The sequence below is a fragment of the Mangrovicoccus ximenensis genome (assembly GCF_003056725.1).
In the GTDB taxonomy this organism is placed as follows: domain Bacteria; phylum Pseudomonadota; class Alphaproteobacteria; order Rhodobacterales; family Rhodobacteraceae; genus Mangrovicoccus; species Mangrovicoccus ximenensis.
The window spans coordinates 116,041-133,618 of record NZ_QBKZ01000017.1; the positions used below are offsets into that span (position 1 = coordinate 116,041).

Below are 17,578 nucleotides of genomic sequence, written 5' to 3' on the forward strand. Positions count from 1 at the left end.
CAATTTGCTTAAATTGGCTCGGTCGCATGACTGACCGTCCCGGGAGGATGCCATGAAGACCGTTCTGACCACTGCGTTGGCCTCGACCGCGCTCGTGCTGGCCGCCGCGTCCGCAGATGCACGCATGCTGCGCCTGAATCACAACAACCCGCCGGACCACCCGGTCCATGTCGCGATGCAGCAGATGGCCGACCGGGTCGAGGAGCTGACCGGCGGCGACATCCGCATCCAGATTTTCCCGAACGGCCAGCTGGGCACGCAGCGCGAATCCATGGAGCTGGTGCAGAACTGCGCGCTCGACATGGCCCGCTCGAACGCCTCCGAGCTCGAGGCCTTCGAGGAAAGCTATTCCGCGCTGAACCTGCCCTACATCTTCCAGTCCGAGGACCACTTCAACAAGGTGATCACCGGCGACATCGGCGCCGACATCCTGGCCGCTTCGGCCGACAAGGGCTTCCGCGGGGTGGCCTTCTACACCGAGGGCGCGCGCAGCTTCTACGGCGACAAGCCGATCCTGTCCCCGGCCGATCTCGAAGGCGTCAAGGTCCGCGTCCAGCCGTCGCCGTCGGCGATCCGCATGGTCGAACTGCTCGGCGGCAACCCGACCCCGATCTCCTGGGGCGAACTCTACAGCGCGCTGCAGCAGGGCGTCGTCGATGCGGCCGAGAACAACCCGACCGCGCTGACCACCGCGCGCCACGGCGAGGTCGCCAAGCATTTCTCGCTCGACGAGCACACGATCATCCCCTCGGTCGTGGTGATCTCGACCTGTGCCTGGGACGGCATGACGCCCGAGCAGCAGGAAGCGCTGCAAACCGCAGCCCTGGAATCGATGGCCGACCAGCGCGAAGCCTGGAACATCGCCTCCGATGCTGCGATCGAGGAAGCCAAGGCCGAGATGGGCGTCGAGGTCCACGAGGTCGACAAGACCGCCTTCGCCGAAGCCGTCGCGCCGATGATCGAGGAAACCGCAGCCCGTTCGGACAACCTGCGCAGCCTCATCGAGCGCATTCAGGCCGCGGCGGACGAGTAACCCATGCTGGAACGGTCCGACCTGGCGGAAAACGCGCTGCAATGCCTGCATGACGAGGACTATGACCGTCCTTTCAACACGCAGGCGCTGAATGCCGAAACCATGATCTTCACCGGCGGCCGGCAGGGCCAGCCGCTGGACGGGACGTGGAATTTCTGCGTCGACCTGCTCGACACGGGACTGCGGCAGAAATGGTTCGCCATGACGCCGGAGGCTCCGGAGGAGCGGACCGAACCCTGGGATTACGATCCCTATGCGGGCGAGACCGTGCAGGTGCCCTCCTGCTGGCAGATGCAGAAGGAGAAGTGGTACTTCTTCGAAGGCTCCGCCTGGTATACCCGCGCGCTGGAGGCAGGCCCGCCTGCCCCCGGCACCCGCCGCTTCCTGCGCGTCGGCGCGGCGCAATACGACTGCAAGGTCTTCGTCAACGGCCAGTTCCTCGGCAACCATTTCGGCGGCTCGACCCCGTTCTGCGCCGAAGTGACGGATGCCCTCCGCGAGGGCCGCAACTGGATCATGTTCTGCGTCAACAACACCCGGACGCTCGACCGGGTGCCGATGCGCAACACCGACTGGTTCAACTACGGCGGCATCTACCGCGAGGTGACGCTCTACGAGACCCCCGCCACGGTGATCCGCGATGTCTTCGCGCATCTCGGGGACGGCGGCATCCGCATCGCGGTGACCGCCGACGGTCCCGCCAACGAGGCGCAGGCCGAGATCCCCGGCCTGGGCATTTCCGTCACGATCCCGCTCGCCGATGGGCGCGGCGAGGTGACAGTGCCTGCAAGCCCCCGCCTCTGGTCCCCCGAAACGCCGGTGCTCTACGACCTCGCAGTGACCGCAGGCGGCGACCGGGTGGCCGACCGCGTCGGCTTCCGCACCATCGAGCGGCGCGGCACCGACATCCTGCTGAACGGCCGTCCGGTCTACCTTCGCGGCATCTCGGTTCACGAGGATGACGCCACGCTCGGCAAGGTGACCTCCGAGGCCGATATCCGCCGCCGCTTCGCCCATGCGAAAGAGCTGGGCTGCAACTACCTGCGGCTGGCGCATTACCCGCATCACGAGCTCGCCGCGCAGATCGCCGACGAGCTGGGGCTGATGCTCTGGGAGGAAGTCCCGGTCTACTGGGCGATCGACTTCGCCAACCCGGCCACGCGGCGCGACGCCGAGAACCAGCTGCGCGAACTGATCCGCCGCGACCGCAACCGCGCCAGCGTGATCATCTGGTCGGTCGGCAACGAGAACCCGGACACCGATGCGCGGCTCGACTTCATGCAGGGACTCGCCCAGCTCGCGAAGGCGGAAGACCCGACCCGGCTGACCTCGGCCGCCTGCCTCGTCAACCACGCCAAGCTCAAGATCGAGGACCGGCTCGCACAGCATATCGACGTGATCGGGCTGAACGAATACTATGGCTGGTACGAGGAAAACTTCGAGGAGCTGGAGATCATCGGCCGCAATTCCGCTCCCGACCGCCCGGTCGTGATTTCGGAAACCGGCGCCGACGGCGACAGCGAGCAGGGCCCGTCGCGCGGGCTTTTCAGCCTCTCCTACCAGGCGGAGGTCTACGAGAGGCAGATCGCGGCGCTGGAGCGGCTCAGCTACATCAAGGGCATGTCGCCCTGGATCCTCTATGATTTCCGCGTCGAACGGCGGCAGAACCCGTTCCAGCGCGGCTGGAACCGCAAGGGGCTGATCGCCGGGGACAAGGCAACCAAGAAACCTGCCTTTGCCATCCTCGCGGCGCATTACGCCCGGCTGGCACGGGCGGAGAGCCCGGAGATCGAGGCATGACCCAGACCCGCCGCTACCAGGAGGTGGCCGCGATGATCCGCGCCGAGGTGGCGCGCCGCCACCTGCCGCCGGGCACCCGGCTGGATACCGAACGGCAATGGTCGCAATCGCTCGGCGTCTCGCGCTCGCTGGTGCGCGAGGCGGTGATCATGCTCGAGATCCAGGGCCTGGTCGAAGTCCGCCAAGGTTCGGGCATCTACCTGCTCGCGGAACCCGCCGACCCGGCGCCGGTGCCGCAGGACGATATCGGGCCGTTCGAGCTCCTGCAGGCGCGCCAGCTTCTCGAAAGCTCCATCGCCGCCTTCGCCGCCGAGCAGGTGACCAAGGGCGACATCCTGAAGATGCGCGACGCGCTGGAAACCGAGCGCGCCTATATCGAGGCCGGCGGCGGTCCCGACTATTCCTCGGACGAGCTGTTCCACCGGCTGATCGCCGAGGCCACGCAGAATTCGGTGCTGACCTCGATGGTCGAGGAACTCTGGGCGGCGCGCGACCGCAGCCCGATGTGGGCGCGGCTGCATGCGCGGGTCTTCAACCAGGATTACCGCGCCAACTGGCTGGACGACCACCAGGCGATCCTCGACGCGCTGCGCGCCCGCAACCCCGAAGCCGCCCGCCGCGCGATGTGGGCGCATCTCGGCCATGTCCGGGAAACCTTGCTGGCGGTCTCGGATGTCGATGACCCGGCCTTCGACGGCTACCTTTTCCAACCTGTCCCCGAGATCGGCCGCCGATCCCCGGACCCCTGACAAGACAGAGGCTTATTCATGATCGAGACCTGGCGCTGGTTCGGCCCGAACGATCCGGTGACGCTCTCCGACGTGCGCCAGACCGGCGCCACCGGGATCGTGACCGCACTGCATGACTTGCCCAACGGCACGGTCTGGCCGGTGGAGGCGATCGAAGCGCGGCGCGACATGATCCGTGCCGCCGGGCTCGAGTGGCAAGTGGTGGAAAGCATCCCGGTCCATGAGGACATCAAGACCGGCGCGCCTGGCTGGGAGCGCCATGCCGAGGCCTGGGCACAGAGCGCGGTGAACCTGGCGCGCTGCGGCATCCGGACGATCTGCTACAACTTCATGCCCGTGCTCGACTGGACGCGGACCGATCTGGAGCATGCCCTGCCCGACGGCGCGACCTGCCTGCGCTTCGACAATGACGACATGGCCGCCTTCGACATCCACATCCTGGAACGTCCCGGCGCCGCGGAAGATCACGGGCCCGAGGCAGCGGCCCGCGCCGCGGCCCGCTTCGCCGCGATGGACGAGGCCGCGAAAGAGAAGCTGACCCGCACGATCATCGCGGGCCTCCCGGGCTCCGAGGAAAGCTTCACCGTGGACAGCTTCCGTGCCCAGCTGGCGCGCTACGACGGACTGGGCCATGCCGGGCTGCGCGCCAATCTGGCGAAGTTCCTGCAGCTCGTCGTGCCGATCGTCGAGAAGGAAGGCATCGTCATGGGCATGCATCCCGACGACCCGCCCCGCCCGCTCTTCGGCCTGCCGCGGATCGTCTCGACCGCCGACGACCTGCGGGCGATCCTCGCCATGGCGGACAGCCCGGCGAACGGCCTGACCTTCTGCACCGGATCCCTCGGGGTGCGGGCGGACAACGACTTGCCCGCCATGCTGCGCGAATTCGGCGACCGGGTGCATTTCCTGCATCTGCGCGCGACCAAGCGCGAGGCCGATCCGCTGAGCTTCCACGAAGCGCCGCATCTCGACGGGGATGTCGACATGATCGCGGTGATCCGCGAGACGCTGGCGATCGAGACCCGCACCGGTCGGCCGCTGCCGTTCCGCCCCGATCACGGCCATGCCATGGCCGACGACCAGCGCCGCCGGACCGCGCCCGGCTACCCGTTGATCGGGCGGATGCGCGGCCTCGCGGAACTGCGCGGCATCGTCCGCAAGGCCAGCGCCACGGTGCGGGTCCGCTGCGGCCCGGCGAAGCTGCGCACGGCCACCCGGTCATGCTGCGCCTCGCTTTGCGCTGCCATTTCCGGGATCAGCGTCACGCCCAGCCCATGGGCCACCATTTGCACCAGCGTCGACAGGCTGGACGCGGCGAGCGTGTCGACCTCGTCGGCGACGCTCAGCCCGCAGGCCGCCAGCGCATGGTCGCGGAAGCAGTGGCCCTCCTCCAAGAGCAGCAGCGGATGCCGCGCCAGCACCTCGTCATCGGGCAGCGCGGCGGGGGTGCCGGGCGGGGCGATCAGCATGAAGCGTTCGGAGAAGACCGGCAGGGTCTCGATCTCGGGATGCAGAAGCGGCAGCGCGGCGATCACCAGGTCGAGCGATCCCTGCGCCAGCTCGGCCAGCAGCGTCTGGGTGACGGTCTCGCGCACTTTCAGCTCGGAGCCGGGATGGCGGCGGGCGATTTCCTTCAGCAATCCGGGCAGCAGATAGGGCGCCACGGTCGGGATCACCCCCAGCCGCAGCGGCCCGGCCAGCCCGCCGGAATGCAGGCTTGCCGCCTCGACGAGGTCGCGCACCGCCTGGCCGACATCGCCGGCGCGAGGGTGAAATTGCCGAGATTGATGCGCTCGAATTCCACGCCTCCGGCGGTGCTGCGGATCTCGAAATGGTCGCCCGCGGTTTCGGCCCCGTCGACATCGGCGGTGTCATGGCCGTAGCCGCCGTCCATCAGGTCGGAGCCGTCGCCGTTGTCCCATTCCATCCGGTCGCGGCCGAGCCCGCCGCGCATCGTGTCGTTGCCCTTCTCGCCTTCGAGGATGTCGGCCCCCGCGCCGCCTTCCAGCAGGTCGTCCCCTGCCCCGCCGATCAGCACGTCCTTTCCGGCGCCGCCGATCGCGCGCAGTTCGATGGAACCGGCGTCCAGGCCGCTCGCATCGATCGTGTCGTCGCCGCCGAGGCCGCTGACGATCAGCTTTTCCGTGTCGCGGATATCCAGCGAGAAGGTGCCGAAATTCACCCGCTGGAAGTCGATCCGGCCGTCGAGGCTGCGGATTTCGAAAAGGTCGCCGCCATCCGAGCCGTTGGCCACCGCGCGGTCGAAGCCTGCGCCGCCGATCATCACGTCCGAACCGTCGCCGTTGTTCCAGACCATCGTGTCGGCGCCGCCGCCGCCCAGCATGACGTCGCTGCCGCGGTCGCCGATGATCGTGTCGCCGCCGCTTTCCCCGGCAAGGACGTCGTCGCCGTCGCCGCCATGGATCTCGTCAGCGCCGCCGCCGCCCGCGACCACGTCAGCGCCGTCCAGCGCGTCGATGACGTCCGCTTCGGCGCCGCCCGCCAGGATATCCGCGTCCACGGTTCCGAGAATGTTTTCGCCAGCCATCTTCCGTCTCCTTGAGGATCATTCGACAGCGCCACCGCGGCGCCGTTGAGCCTTCGTCGCGGCACGGCAGGAAACGGTTCACTATTTTTATTTCCCTGCCGGAGACCGCCGTCGGCGCCGCCCGGGCGGCATCCGGCCGGCTCTGCCGGAAACTTTCCGTGATCGCCCGGGGAACGGGGCCGAACCGGGCTGTTCCGGGTCTTGCAAGCCGGCCTATTAGATGACAAGTCATCAAATGAAACATCATTGGAAGTCCTGCTCGCGACTCGCGGACCAGGACGGGACGGACCTACATGACAGATGGTCGGACAGATCCGGAGCGGCATCCGGACGACGATATCGGACGCCTTCTCCCCGCGGTCGGCCAGTCCTGGAAGCGGCTCCTGGGCAAGTGCCTCGCGGATGAGGGCCTGTCCGATGCGACCGGCCTGCCGATCCTGGTGCTCTGGCGGGCCGGCGGGCGGCGGATGCGCCAGCACGAGCTGGCCCAGCAGCTCGGTCTCGAGACCTCCGGGGTGGTGCGGGTGCTCGACGGCCTCGGCAGGCGCGGGCTGCTCCGCCGGGTCGAGGATCCCTCCGACCGGCGTGCCAAGCTCGTCGAACTCACCGCCGAAGGCCAGGCGATGGGCGAACGGGTGGACCGCGTCGCGCGGACCTTGCGCGCCAGGCTCCTGCAGGCGGTCGATCCGGCGGATCTGGCGGCCGCCTCGCGGGTGCTCGCGCAGCTCTGGGACGCCATCGAAGCCACCGAAGCGGACCGGAACGGCAAATGATCCCCGGCGGCATCAAACTCGAACATGCGGTCTTCTCGCTGAAGACCTTCGCGGCCGGCATGCTGGCCTATTGGATCGCGGTCAAATCGGGCCTCGAAAGCCCGTATTGGGCGCTCGGGACGGTCTATATCGTCATGACCCCGCTGGCCGGCGCGCTGACCTCGAAGGCGCTCTACCGGCTGGCCGGCACGGTTCTGGGCGCGCTCATGATCGTCGTCCTCGTTCCGACGCTGGTGCAGATGCCGGCGCTGCTGTGTCTCGCCATGGCGCTCTGGTGCGGGGCCTGCCTGTTCGTCAGCCGCCTCGACCACAGCCCGCGCAGCTATGTCTTCATGCTGGCGGGATATACCGTGACCCTGACCGGGTTCACGCTGGTCAGCGATCCGCTGAACAGCTTCCACCTGGCCGTGTCACGGGTCGAGGAGATCGGCATCGGCATCCTCTGCGCGGCGATCGTCGGGCGGATCATCCAGCCCCGCGAGGCCGGGCCGCTGCTGGCCGGGCGCGTCGAGGACTGGCTGGCCACCGCGGCGGAGCTGACGCGCGACGTGCTCGCGTCCAGCCGCGTTTCAGCGGCATCCTCTCGCCCGCCATTCCGGTCACGACGCCTCCGGATCGCCGCCGAGCGCAACGGTCAGCTGCAGCGCGCGCTGGCGCTGGCCGGAGGAAGCCCCCGCGGCCTCGCGCAGCTCGGCCAGGTCGGCCAGCGCCAGATCGGTTTCGTTCTGTTCGACATAGATCAGCGCGCGCAGTTCCAGCGCGCTCAGCCGGAAGGCATGGCCGGGCTCGAGCAGCGGCGCCAGGACCTCCAGCCGCTGGTCGGTGGTCAGGCGGTTGTCTGGCAGCATCACGATCTTCAGCCGGGCGATGTCGCGGAACACTTGGCTGACCGCGTCATCGGCGATCAGCGCCTGCAGCATCTCGGTCGCGCGCTGGCTGTCGTCGAGCGCCATGTCGCCGGCCGCGGTCAGGTCGCGGATCGCCACCTGGTCGCCCTCGGCGGAGACCTGTTCGACCGCGAGCGCGCGCACCTGCGGATCGTCGGATTCCAGCGCAGCCAGCATGGCGTCGCCGAAGTCCTGGGCAACCGCCTCGGTCTGCGACTTCTGCCAGTCCCAGTAGCCGACGGCGCCGACCCCCCCGACGATCGCCACGACGGCGATCCAGCCATAGCGGCGGGCAAGCCGGTAAAACCGGTCGCGGCGGACTTCCTCTGCGACCTCGTCAATGAAACTGTCTGGACTGCTCACAGGTCTCTCCCGTACGTTCCGTGCCGTCTTACAGCCAAATGCCGAAAAATGCCAAGACCGGCCAACAGCTTTTGGCGCGGTGTCTTGAAGCGCTGCGGGGCGCGCCCTAAACTGAACTGCATGGTTCAGCCGCGTCGGGAGGATGCCGCGCGGACGCCTGGGAGCAAGGATTCGGGGGCCTTGATGAGACTTCTGCCGATCGTGACCGCCCTGATCGTGGCGGCCGTGCTCTACGGGCTGGTCTTCGAGCGCGACGCGCTTCGCGACATCGTGAGCGGCCGCCCGCCCGAAAGGGCCGAAACTCCGGCAGGCGCAGAGGCCGCGCCGGAGGCCGCCGGGCGCGGGGCGATCAATGTCGTGGCGATCGACAGCACTGCCCGCGAAGTGGGCAACACGGTCGTGCTGCGCGGCCGCACCGAGGCCGACCGGCAGGTCGAGGTGATGGCGCAGATTTCCGGACTGGTGATTTCCGAGCCGAAGCCCAAGGGCAGCTTCGTCGCGGCGGGCGAGGTGATCTGCCGGATCGACCCCGGCACCCGCCCCGCCGATCTGGCCGAAGCGCGCGCCCGGCTGGCCGAGGCCGAGATTTCCAACACCGCCGCCGAACGGCTGTCCCGCGGCGGCTACACGTCGGAAACCCAGGCGGTGGCGGCCCGCGCGTCGCTGGAATCGGCGCAGGCGGCCGTCACCCGCGCCGAGACCGAGATCGCCCGGCTGGAGATCACGGCGCCCTTCGCCGGACTCCTGGAGACCGACAGCGCGGAACTCGGCAGCCTGATGCAGCCCGGCTCCGCCTGTGCCACGGTGATCCGGCTCGATCCGGTGCGGCTGGTTGGCTTCCTGCCCGAGACCCAGGTCGATCTGGTGAAGACCGGCGCGACGGCGCGGGCGCAGCTTGCCGACGGCACGCAGCGGGAGGGAACGGTGAGCTTCGTGTCGCGCTCGGCCGATGCCGAGACCCGCACTTTCCGCGTCGATATCGCGGTCGCCAATCCGGATTTCTCGGTGCGCGACGGCCAGACCGCCGAGATCGCGATCGAGGCCGAGGGCACGCTGGCGCATCTGATCCCGCAATCGGCTCTGACGCTCGACGATGACGGCACGATGGGGGTGCGGATCGTCGATGCCGAGAGCCGCGCGCGCTTCCTGCCGGTGCGGATGCTGCGCGACACCGCCGAGGGCATGCTGGTCGCGGGGCTCCCCGAGCGGGTGACGATCATCACGCTCGGCCAAGACTATGTCACCGACGGCGTCGCTGTCACCGCCCATGCGCCGGAGAGCGGCCTGTGACCGGCCTGATCGACTGGGCGGCCGACCGGGCGCGGATGATCCTCGCCTTCATCCTGCTGTCGCTCCTCGCCGGAGCCTATTGCTACGCCACCCTGCCGAAGGAGGGCGAACCCGACATCGAGATCCCGATGCTCTTCGTCTCGGTGCCCTTCCCCGGCATCTCGGCGATCGACAGCGAGAAGCTCCTGGTGCGGCCGATGGAGACCGAGCTTTCCGATCTCGACGGGCTGAAATCGATGAGCGCGACCGCGGCCGAGAATTATGCCGGGATCGCGCTGGAATTCGAGTTCGGCTGGGACAAGACCGCGATCATGGCCGATGTCCGCGACGCGATGAGCAATGCCGCCGCCGACTTCCCCGACGGCGCCGAGCAGTATTCGATCAACGAGATCAACTTCTCGGAATTTCCGATCGTCATCGTGTCGCTGACCGGCGACGTGCCCGAGCGGACGCTGGTGCGGCTGGCGAAATCGCTGCAGGACCGGCTCGAATCGCAGGACGCGGTGCTGGAGGCGGTGCTGGCAGGCTCGCGCGACGAGATGGTCGAGGTGGTGATCGACCCGATCCGGCTCGAGGCCTACAACGTCACCGCCGCCGAACTGGTCAGCGTCGTGCAGAACAACAACCGGCTGATCGCGGCGGGCGAGATCCAGTCGGAGACCGGCGCCTTCTCGCTGAAGATCCCGTCCTCCTTCGACGAGAGCCGCGACCTCTTCGACCTGCCGGTGAAGACCAATGGCGACCGGATCGTGACCCTCTCCGACCTCGCCGATATCCGCCTGACCTTCGAGGACCGCGCGGGGACGGCACGGTTCGACGGCCAGAAGACGGTCGCGCTGCAGGTGGTCAAGCGCAAGGGCTTCAACCTGGTCGACACCGCCGCCATGGTGCGCAACCTCGTCGCCGAGGAACGCGCTTCCTGGCCGCAGGAACTGCAGGACGCCGTCGGCATCCAGACCTCGAACGACCAGAGCCACACCGTCGCCTCGATGATCGCCCAGCTCGAAGGCTCGGTGCTGACCGCGATCGCGCTCGTCATGATCGTGGTGCTGGCAAGCCTGGGCGGGCGTCCGGCGCTTCTGGTCGGCTTCGCGATTCCGACCTCGTTCCTGCTGTGCTTCGTCTTCCTCGCGGTGATGGGCGTGACGATCTCCAACATCGTGATGTTCGGGCTGATTCTCGCGGTCGGCATGCTGGTCGACGGCGCCATCGTGGTGGTCGAATACGCCGAAAGCCGGATCGAGCAGGGCCAGGGCCCGATGCGCGCCTATGTCGAGGGCGCCAAGAGGATGTTCTGGCCGATCGTCAGCTCCACCGCCACGACGCTCTGCGCCTTCCTGCCGATGCTGTTCTGGCCGGGCGTGGCGGGCGAGTTCATGGGGATGCTGCCGGTGACGCTGATCTTCGTGCTCTCGGCCTCGCTGATCGTCGCGCTGGTCTACCTGCCGGTGATGGGCGGCGTGGCAGGGCGGATCGACCGCGCCTTCCACCATGTCTCGGACGCGCTGCGCGGGCTCGCCCTGCCCTGGCGCGGCGGGCTCCTGCTGCTGTCGCTGGTGCTTGCCTGGGCGGGGCTGCGCGGCTTGCTGGCGCCCTCGCGCGTTGCGCGCCGTGCCGCGTGGTCCAGCCTTCGCGCCATCGCCGGGCCCGTCAGGAACACAGGCCGGACCGGCCGGAGGCGACAGTGGCGGCCGCGCCGCGGTGCAGACAGTCCTGCACGTATTTGGCTTGTGCCAGCGTTGCCGCTGGATGATCATCGCAGCCATCCTAGTTTCTGGACAGCACGACCTGTCAAACGTTCACTTCAGCCGGGGGCCCGTCCGCCCATGTTCACAAGACGCCATTTCCTGACGACCAGCGCCGCCCTGTTCTCCGCGCCGCTCGCGCTGCCCGCCGCCGCCCAGACCGGCGGCCAATGGGCGCGCTGGGATGCGCAGGTGACGCCTGCGGGATACGATCCCGCGACCTCAAATCCCTGGGGCTTCCATCCCCGCTTCCTGCCGCAGCGCGTCGAAGCGCGGGACGGGCTGACGCCGGGCGACATCCATGTCGATGCCGTGGCGCGCTATCTCTACCATATCCGCCCGGACGGCACCGCCGACCGCTACGGCGTGGCCATCGCCCGCGGCCGCCTCTACGAGCCGGGCACCTACACGATCCGGCGCAAGGCGAAATGGCCGAGCTGGACGCCGACCGCGGACATGATCGCCCGCGATCCCCAGCTCTATGCCCAGCATGCCGACGGCATGCCCGGCGGCCCGAGCAACCCGCTGGGGTCGCGCGCGCTCTATCTCTACACCGGCAACCGCGACACCTATCTGCGCATCCACGGCACGCCGCATCCGCGCTCGATCGGCGGCCGTGCGAGCTCGGGCTGCGTGCGGATGGTCATGGCCCATATCATCGGCCTCTATGACGATGTCGCCACCGGCAGCCGAGCGGTCCTGCACCCGGCGGAACGCGCCGTGACGGCCCAGAGCTGAGTCCCGCGCCCCCGGAAACGGGGGCGCCGGACCGAGCCCGTCAGGCCTCGACTTCGGCTGAAGACGCCCCTGCGGACGAGCAGATCGGCCGCCCCTCCGGGGTGAGCAGCGGCAGCAGCGTGGTCTCCACCGGCCCCGCATATTCATACCACCAGCAGCCATCCTCGGGCAGCAGCCGCGCCGAATCGACATTCTGGTTCGGGGCCGCGACGGCGCGGACCGCTTCGGGAACCGTGCTCTCGCCCGGGCCGTTCAGCGCGGTCAGCGCGGCGGGATCGCAGGCGGCAAGGCTGCCGAGAAGGGCGGGGAAGAGAAGCGCGGTGTGCAAGCTGAAACGCATGGATCCATTTTCCGTCAGTCGTGTCATTGGCCGAGTGTCGCATCTGCCGCGGCCCGTGCAACCGGCTTGTCGCAGGCGCCGCGGCTGGGGACATTCCTGCATCAGGTAGCGGCACCGGCCGGCAGGTCCATGGCGGGGCCGCCGCAAGCCGCCTGCCTGACCCAGATCATGGCAGGCGGAACTCGCCCCAAGGTAGAATGGAGCAGTTTCCGGAGAGGGAGGCCATCATGAGACATCTGATCCTTTTGCTCGCTGCAGCGGTGGCGCTCGCCGCCTGCAGCGCATTCCAGAACGAGGGCGGCCCCTATGCGGGCGGCAGCGACACTGGCGGCGGCACAGGCACGGCCTCCGCCTCGGCCGGCTCCGCAGCCAATGCCGGTGCAGATGGCGGCGACACTGCCGACGACGGCACCGGCGCGGGCGATCAGGAGCAGGATCAGGACCGCGACCGGGACCAGGTCCACAAATAGCGGCACCGGCCGCATAGGGGGGAGGGGCCGTGCAAGCGGCCCCTCTTCGCGCATCCCGCCCCCGCTTTTTCCGGAATGCCTGCAAATGCGCCAATCCGCCCTTGCGTCCTGCCGCGGGGACGGCATATTCGACGTGACGCATAATTTCCGGGCGGGAGGAATTCTTGCAGGACATCGGAGAGGCCTTCAGGCTGGCGCTGTCCCTGGTGCTCTCCGGGGAGGCCGATCTCTACGAGATCGTCGGGCTGTCGCTCAGGGTGAGCCTGAGCGCCGCGCTCCTGGCCAGTGCCATCGGGCTGCCGATCGGCGCCCTGGTCGCGGTCAGCCGGTTCCGCGGCCGCGGCGCCGTTCTCGTGCTGATGAATGCGCTCATGGGCCTGCCGCCGGTGGTCGTCGGCCTCCTGGTCTACCTGCATCTGTCGCGCTCCGGCCCGCTTGGCTTCCTCGGGCTGCTCTACACCCCCGGCGCGATGATCCTCGCCCAGACCATCCTGATCGTCCCGATCGTCGCCGCGCTGTCGCGCCAGGTGCTCGAGGACCTGCATGCCGAATATGCCGAGCAGTTCCGCTCGCTCTGCCTGAGCCCGGGCCAGCGCATCGCGGCGCTGCTCTGGGACGGGCGCTACGCGCTGCTGACAGTCTGGCTGGCGGGCTTCGGCCGCGCCGTGGCCGAGGTCGGCGCGGTGATCGTCGTCGGCGGCAATATCGACCATCTGACCCGGGTGATGACCACGGCCATCGCGCTGGAAACCTCCAAGGGCGATCTGGCCCTCGCCCTGGCGCTCGGCATCATCCTCCTGGTGCTGGCGCTCGGCGTGAATGCCGCGGTGCAGACGCTGCGCATGACCGCGGCGAGGCAGGCGCATGTCTGAGCTCGGCATGACCCAGACCGTGCCGTTCCGGCGCAGCCGGACGGCCACGGCAAGCCCCGCGCCGCTGCTGCCGCTGTCGGTGTCGGGCCTCCGGCTGGAAACCGGCGGTGCGGTGCTGCTCGACGGGGTGGAGCTTTCGCTGGCGCGGCCGCAGCCCAATCCGGTGCCCGAGGAAAGTCCGATCCGCGACATGCCGGTGGCCACCAGCGACGAGCTGGTGCGCCGCTACGGCCTCCTGGAGGACCGCCTGGTCGCGGCCGGGCGGCTGCGCGAGGATACCGGCGGGCTCGACGGCATCGATGCCGACCGGCTGGCCACCAATTTCATCCGCATCGCGCTGCATGACGAATACACCCCGGTCGAGGGCGGCGCCTTCGTCGCGCGCGAGAGCGCCAGCCGCCTGCGCCGCTGGGCTGCTCCGGTCGAAGTGTCCGTCAATTTCGGCGCATCGGTCGCCCCGGCACAGCAGGGCGCCGACCGCGCCGAGGCCGCCGAGGTGGTGCGCATCATCCGCGAGGCCAGCGGCCACCCGGTCCGGATGGCCGAGAAGGGCGGAAATTTCAGCGTCTTCGTGGTCAGCGAGGACGAACGCCTGCACCTGCGCCCCGAGCTGCGCCGCATCGTGCCGGGGATCACCGATCCGGTGCTCGAATCGATGCTCGACATCCTGCCCTCGACCTTCTGCCTGGTGGTGGCCTTCTCCGCCCCCGAGGCGCCGCAGACCTATCTGCGCGCCGTCGCCATCATCCGCGCCGAGCATCCGCCGCGCCTGCGCCGCGGCTGCTTCCACGAGGAGCTGGCCCAGGGCATGGGGCTCGCCAATGACAGCCGCGAGGCCAGCCCGTCGATCTTCAACGACGACGAGGAATTCACCCGGCTGACCGACCAGGACCGGCTGATGCTGAAAATGCTCTACGACCGGCGGCTGCACCCCGGCATGGACGTGGCCGAGGCCACCGCCCCGGTGCACGAGATCGCAAGGGAGCTGCTGCCGCCGCCGATGGCCGCCGCGCCGCAAGCGCCGGAGACCGCCCCGGTCGAAGTGGCCGCCGCCCCGGCGCCGGTCCCGCAGGAGTGACGGGACGGCGGGTTGGACGATCCGCCGCCGCGTGCCATAACCAGCCAAGCGACGCCCCGCGAAAAGGACCAAGCGCATGTTTTCGTTCCTGTCCGGCGAGTTCATCGACGTCATCGACTGGGTGGACGACACCCGCGACACGATGGTCTGGCGCTTCGAGCGCCACGGCCATGCCATCAAGTACGGCGCCAAGCTGACCGTGCGCGAGGGCCAGACGGCGGTCTTCGTCCATGAAGGCCAGCTGGCCGATGTCTTCACCCCCGGCCTCTACATGCTGGAAACCAACAACATGCCGGTGCTGACCACGCTGCAGCACTGGGATCACGGCTTCCGCTCGCCCTTCAAGTCCGAGGTCTATTTCGTCTCCACCACCCGCTTCAACGGGCTGAAATGGGGCACGAAGAACCCGCTGATGCTGCGCGACCCGGAATTCGGCCCGGTGCGGCTCCGGGCCTTCGGCACCTATTCGATCCGGGTGAAGGACGCCGCGCGCTTCATGCTGGAAATCGTCGGCACCGACGGCGAATTCACCTCCGGCGAGATCGCCTTCCAGATCCGCAACATCATCGTGCAGGAATTTTCCCGCGTGGCGGCCAGCTCGGGCATCCCGGTGCTCGACATGGCGGCGAACACCGCCGAATTCGGCAAGCTGATGGCCGGGCGGATCGCGCCGGTGCTCGAGGGCTACGGGCTCGAGATGCCGGAACTCTACATCGAGAACATCTCGCTGCCGCCCGCGGTCGAGGCCGCGCTCGACAAGCGCAGCTCGATGGGGATCATCGGCGATCTCGCCGCCTACCAGCACTATTCCGCCGCCGAGGCGATGACCCGCGCCGCCGAGACGCCGCATTCCGGCATGGGCGCCGGGATCGGCATGGGGATGGGCATGGGCATGGGCCAGCAGATGGCGCAGGGCCCCTGGGGCGCGCGGCCCCAGCCCGCCTGGCAGCCCGCGGTTCCGGCCGGTGCAGCATCGGCAGCGCCGGATCGGCCAGCATCCCGCCCAGCGGCCCGGCGGCACGGACCCGGCCGGCCTCCATCAGCACCAGCGTTTCGGCCAGGCGGTCCACCTCGGCCATGTCGTGGCTGACATAGAGTACCGGGATCGACAGGCTGGCATGGAGGCGTTCCAGATAGGGCAGGATCTCGTCCTTCGACATGCGGTCGAGCGCCGAGAGCGGCTCGTCCATCAGCAAGAGCTCCGGCTGCGACAGCAGCGCCCGGCCGATCGCGACGCGCTGGCGCTCGCCGCCCGAGAGCCGCGCGGCAGGACGGTCGAAGAGCGGCGCGATGCCCAGGAGGTCGACCACCTCGTCGAAGGCGATGCGCTCGGGCTTCTTCGTGCGCCGGATCACCCTGCGCGCCTTCTTCGGCGCGGTCGGCGGCAGCTTGCTTGCCGCGGCGATCCTTGCCACTTTCCCGGCAACCGGCGCCGCAGGGCTGCCCGCGCTGCGCCCCGACGGGTTCGGATGGGCGCTCCTGGTGCCGGTCCCGCTCTTTGCCGCGCTCGTGGCCTGGATCACCACCCGCCGGAGCGCGCTCCGGATGCTGAAAGGACGCCCCTGACATGGCCCATGCCTGGCGCTGGTTACGCTCGCTTCTGTTCGTGGGACAGATGTACCTGATGATGGCCCTGATGGGGCTGGTCTTCGCGCCCTGGGCGGCAATCGACCGCCGCGGCGCCTCGAAGGGCATCCACACCTATTGCAACTGGGTGCGCTGGACCGCGCGCTGGATGGTCGGGCTGCGCTCGGAGATCCGCGGCACGGTGCCCGCGGGCGAGGTGCTGATCGCCTCGAAGCACCAGAGCTTCTTCGACATCATCCTCCTGTGCTCGGTCCTGCCGAAGCCGCGCTTCATCATGAAGCGCGAATTGCTGCGCGCTCCCGTGCTGGGCTGGTTCGCGCTGCGGATCGGCTGCGTGCCGGTCGACCGCGGCAAGCGCGGCGCGGCGGTCGCCAAGATGCTGAAGGACGTTTCGGGCAACGGTGCCGGGCCGGGCCAGCTGATCATCTATCCGCAGGGCACCCGCGTCGCGCCGGACGCCGATCTGCCCTACAAGATCGGCTCGGGCGCGCTCTACAAGCAGCTCGGCCAGACCTGCGTGCCTGCCGCCACCAATGTCGGCGTGTTCTGGCCGCGCAGCGGCATCTACCGCAAGCCTGGCCTCGCCGTGGTCGAATTCCTCGACCCGATCGCGCCCGGCCTGGAGCTGTCGCCCTTCATGGACAGGCTGAAGACCGAGATCGAGACCGCCAGCGATGCGCTGATGGCCGAGGCCGGATTCCGCAGGAGCGCGTGATGGACTGGATCGGCAGCGAGGCGGAGCTGGAAACCCATTACGGGCAGCCGAAGCCGCCCTCGACCGTGAAGGTCGCCGACCGGATCACCCCGGCCTACCGGCCCTGGCTGGAGGCGGCGCGGTTCTGCGTGCTCTCGACCGTAGGTCCCGAGGGCACCGATGCCTCGCCGCGCGGCGATGACGGCCCGGTCGTGACGATGCTCGACGAGCGCACGCTCGCCCTGCCCGACTGGCGCGGCAACGACCGGATCGACAGCCTGCGCAACATCGTCCGCGACGGACGGGTCTCGCTGATGCTGATGGTACCGGGCGAGACCAACGTCATCCGCATCAACGGCACCGCGCGGCTGACCGCGGATGCAGGGCTCAGCGCCAGATTCGCCGCCAAGGGGACGCAGCCCCGCACCGTCGCGGTGATCGCCGTTGCCGAGGTCTATTTCCAATGTGCGCGGGCGCTGATGCGCTCGCAGCTCTGGGAGCCCGCGGGCGACCGCCCCGCCCTGCCCAGCCCGGGCCAGATCCTTGCCGCCCAAAGCGCCGGAGAGGTCGGCGGCGACGACTACGACCGAAGCTGGCCGGACCGCGAGCGC

The 17,578-nt window shown here is 69.0% G+C and carries 14 protein-coding genes and 6 pseudogenes; 15 read left to right on the plus strand and 5 right to left on the minus strand.

What is annotated here, in order from left to right; all coding sequences use genetic code 11:
* Nucleotides 1–52 precede the first annotated feature (52 nt).
* The 4 genes and pseudogenes from C7T91_RS24310 to uxuA all read left to right on the plus strand — a co-directional run.
* The gene (locus tag C7T91_RS24310; protein WP_108261988.1) at nt 53–1,033 is read left to right on the plus strand and encodes a TRAP transporter substrate-binding protein; all 981 of its coding nucleotides are present in this window, start codon (nt 53–55) and stop codon (nt 1,031–1,033) included.
* 3 nt (nt 1,034–1,036) lie between these two features.
* Nucleotides 1,037–2,833, plus strand: coding sequence for a glycoside hydrolase family 2 protein (locus C7T91_RS24315; protein ID WP_108261990.1), 1,797 nt, complete (start codon nt 1,037–1,039; stop codon nt 2,831–2,833).
* Nucleotides 2,830–3,582 carry an FCD domain-containing protein gene (locus tag C7T91_RS24320; RefSeq protein WP_108261992.1) on the plus strand — a complete coding sequence of 251 codons (753 nt, stop codon included), beginning with the start codon at nt 2,830–2,832 and terminating at the stop codon, nt 3,580–3,582. The genes C7T91_RS24315 and C7T91_RS24320 overlap by 4 nt, the downstream gene beginning before the upstream one ends.
* Nucleotides 3,583–3,600: 18 nt before the next feature.
* Nucleotides 3,601–4,740: pseudogene (gene uxuA, locus C7T91_RS24325) on the plus strand (mannonate dehydratase); the annotation flags it as partial.
* On the opposite strand, the gene C7T91_RS39960 reads toward uxuA, so the two are convergent.
* Both C7T91_RS39960 and C7T91_RS24330 read right to left on the minus strand, forming a co-directional pair.
* Nucleotides 4,686–5,324, minus strand: a complete 639-nt coding sequence (locus C7T91_RS39960) for a LysR substrate-binding domain-containing protein (RefSeq protein ID WP_407943339.1) — start codon at nt 5,322–5,324, stop codon at nt 4,686–4,688. The pseudogene uxuA and the gene C7T91_RS39960 overlap by 55 nt on opposite strands.
* Nucleotides 5,255–6,130 carry a calcium-binding protein gene (locus C7T91_RS24330; RefSeq protein ID WP_108261996.1) on the minus strand — a complete coding sequence of 292 codons (876 nt, stop codon included), beginning with the start codon at nt 6,128–6,130 and terminating at the stop codon, nt 5,255–5,257. Before C7T91_RS24330 ends, C7T91_RS39960 begins: the two co-directional genes overlap by 70 nt.
* A gap of 293 nt (nt 6,131–6,423) precedes the next feature.
* On the opposite strand from C7T91_RS24330, the gene C7T91_RS24335 reads away from it, so the two are divergent.
* On the plus strand, nt 6,424–6,903 hold the full coding sequence (locus C7T91_RS24335; protein WP_108261998.1) for a MarR family winged helix-turn-helix transcriptional regulator: 480 nt from the start codon (nt 6,424–6,426) through the stop codon (nt 6,901–6,903).
* Between the two features lie 59 nt (nt 6,904–6,962).
* Nucleotides 6,963–7,688: pseudogene (locus C7T91_RS39965) on the plus strand (FUSC family protein); the annotation flags it as partial.
* Here the strand turns inward: C7T91_RS39965 and C7T91_RS36900 are convergent.
* A pseudogene (locus C7T91_RS36900) lies at nt 7,611–8,153 on the minus strand (tetratricopeptide repeat protein); the annotation flags it as partial. The pseudogenes C7T91_RS39965 and C7T91_RS36900 overlap by 78 nt on opposite strands.
* Before the next feature lie 183 nt (nt 8,154–8,336).
* Here C7T91_RS36900 and C7T91_RS36905 point away from each other — a divergent pair.
* The 3 genes and pseudogenes from C7T91_RS36905 (at nt 8,337) to C7T91_RS36915 (ending at nt 11,926) form a co-directional block, all read left to right on the plus strand.
* Nucleotides 8,337–9,443 (plus strand): efflux RND transporter periplasmic adaptor subunit, encoded by a 1,107-nt coding sequence (locus C7T91_RS36905; protein WP_236638479.1) that lies wholly within the window; start codon nt 8,337–8,339, stop codon nt 9,441–9,443.
* Nucleotides 9,440–11,038, plus strand: a pseudogene (locus C7T91_RS36910) (efflux RND transporter permease subunit); the annotation flags it as partial. The gene C7T91_RS36905 and the pseudogene C7T91_RS36910, both read left to right, overlap by 4 nt.
* A 231-nt stretch (nt 11,039–11,269) precedes the next feature.
* A complete protein-coding gene (locus tag C7T91_RS36915) occupies nt 11,270–11,926 on the plus strand; it encodes a L,D-transpeptidase (RefSeq protein WP_236638499.1) in 657 nt (218 codons plus the stop codon).
* Nucleotides 11,927–11,966: 40 nt separating this feature from the next.
* On the opposite strand, the gene C7T91_RS24350 is transcribed toward C7T91_RS36915, so the two are convergent.
* Nucleotides 11,967–12,266 carry a hypothetical protein gene (locus tag C7T91_RS24350; protein ID WP_108262004.1) on the minus strand — a complete coding sequence of 100 codons (300 nt, stop codon included), beginning with the start codon at nt 12,264–12,266 and terminating at the stop codon, nt 11,967–11,969.
* A gap of 227 nt (nt 12,267–12,493) precedes the next feature.
* Here C7T91_RS24350 and C7T91_RS24355 point away from each other — a divergent pair, with 227 nt between their 5' ends.
* The 4 genes from C7T91_RS24355 to C7T91_RS24370 all read left to right on the plus strand — a co-directional run bounded on the left by C7T91_RS24355 (nt 12,494) and on the right by C7T91_RS24370 (nt 15,776).
* Nucleotides 12,494–12,736, plus strand: coding sequence for a hypothetical protein (locus tag C7T91_RS24355; protein ID WP_145963008.1), 243 nt, complete (start codon nt 12,494–12,496; stop codon nt 12,734–12,736).
* Nucleotides 12,737–12,900: 164 nt separating this feature from the next.
* Nucleotides 12,901–13,608 carry an ABC transporter permease gene (locus C7T91_RS24360; RefSeq protein WP_108262008.1) on the plus strand — a complete coding sequence of 236 codons (708 nt, stop codon included), beginning with the start codon at nt 12,901–12,903 and terminating at the stop codon, nt 13,606–13,608.
* Nucleotides 13,601–14,686 carry a DUF2927 domain-containing protein gene (locus tag C7T91_RS24365; protein ID WP_108262010.1) on the plus strand — a complete coding sequence of 362 codons (1,086 nt, stop codon included), beginning with the start codon at nt 13,601–13,603 and terminating at the stop codon, nt 14,684–14,686. The genes C7T91_RS24360 and C7T91_RS24365 overlap by 8 nt, the downstream gene beginning before the upstream one ends.
* 76 nt (nt 14,687–14,762) lie before the next feature.
* Nucleotides 14,763–15,776: an SPFH domain-containing protein gene (locus C7T91_RS24370; RefSeq protein ID WP_108262012.1), complete on the plus strand. Its 1,014-nt coding sequence runs from the start codon at nt 14,763–14,765 to the stop codon at nt 15,774–15,776.
* A 145-nt stretch (nt 15,777–15,921) separates the two neighbouring features.
* Here the strand turns inward: C7T91_RS24370 and C7T91_RS39970 are convergent.
* A pseudogene (locus C7T91_RS39970) lies at nt 15,922–16,212 on the minus strand (hypothetical protein); the annotation flags it as partial.
* 41 nt (nt 16,213–16,253) lie between these two features.
* Between C7T91_RS39970 and C7T91_RS24380 the strand changes: the two are divergent.
* Together C7T91_RS24380 and C7T91_RS39975 are read left to right on the plus strand one after the other, a co-directional pair.
* Complete coding sequence (locus C7T91_RS24380; RefSeq protein WP_108262014.1) at nt 16,254–16,988, plus strand: lysophospholipid acyltransferase family protein; 735 nt, start codon at nt 16,254–16,256, stop codon at nt 16,986–16,988.
* Nucleotides 16,988–17,563, plus strand: a pseudogene (locus C7T91_RS39975) (pyridoxamine 5'-phosphate oxidase family protein); the annotation flags it as partial. The gene C7T91_RS24380 and the pseudogene C7T91_RS39975, both read left to right, overlap by 1 nt.
* Between the last annotated feature and the right edge of the window lie 15 nt (nt 17,564–17,578).

Excerpts from the sequence above, each read along its gene's own strand:
- C7T91_RS24310 (WP_108261988.1), top strand. The coding sequence starts at position 53 with ATGAAGACCGTTCTGACCACTGCGTTGGCCTCGACCGCGCTCGTGCTG.
- C7T91_RS24315 (WP_108261990.1), top strand. The coding sequence starts at position 1,037 with ATGCTGGAACGGTCCGACCTGGCGGAAAACGCGCTGCAATGCCTGCAT.
- C7T91_RS24320 (WP_108261992.1), top strand. The coding sequence starts at position 2,830 with ATGACCCAGACCCGCCGCTACCAGGAGGTGGCCGCGATGATCCGCGCC.
- C7T91_RS24330 (WP_108261996.1), bottom strand. The coding sequence starts at position 6,130 with ATGGCTGGCGAAAACATTCTCGGAACCGTGGACGCGGATATCCTGGCG.
- C7T91_RS24335 (WP_108261998.1), top strand. The coding sequence starts at position 6,424 with ATGACAGATGGTCGGACAGATCCGGAGCGGCATCCGGACGACGATATC.
- C7T91_RS36905 (WP_236638479.1), top strand. The coding sequence starts at position 8,337 with ATGAGACTTCTGCCGATCGTGACCGCCCTGATCGTGGCGGCCGTGCTC.
- C7T91_RS36915 (WP_236638499.1), top strand. The coding sequence starts at position 11,270 with ATGTTCACAAGACGCCATTTCCTGACGACCAGCGCCGCCCTGTTCTCC.
- C7T91_RS24350 (WP_108262004.1), bottom strand. The coding sequence starts at position 12,266 with ATGCGTTTCAGCTTGCACACCGCGCTTCTCTTCCCCGCCCTTCTCGGC.
- C7T91_RS24355 (WP_145963008.1), top strand. The coding sequence starts at position 12,494 with ATGAGACATCTGATCCTTTTGCTCGCTGCAGCGGTGGCGCTCGCCGCC.
- C7T91_RS24365 (WP_108262010.1), top strand. The coding sequence starts at position 13,601 with ATGTCTGAGCTCGGCATGACCCAGACCGTGCCGTTCCGGCGCAGCCGG.
- C7T91_RS24370 (WP_108262012.1), top strand. The coding sequence starts at position 14,763 with ATGTTTTCGTTCCTGTCCGGCGAGTTCATCGACGTCATCGACTGGGTG.
- C7T91_RS24380 (WP_108262014.1), top strand. The coding sequence starts at position 16,254 with ATGGCCCATGCCTGGCGCTGGTTACGCTCGCTTCTGTTCGTGGGACAG.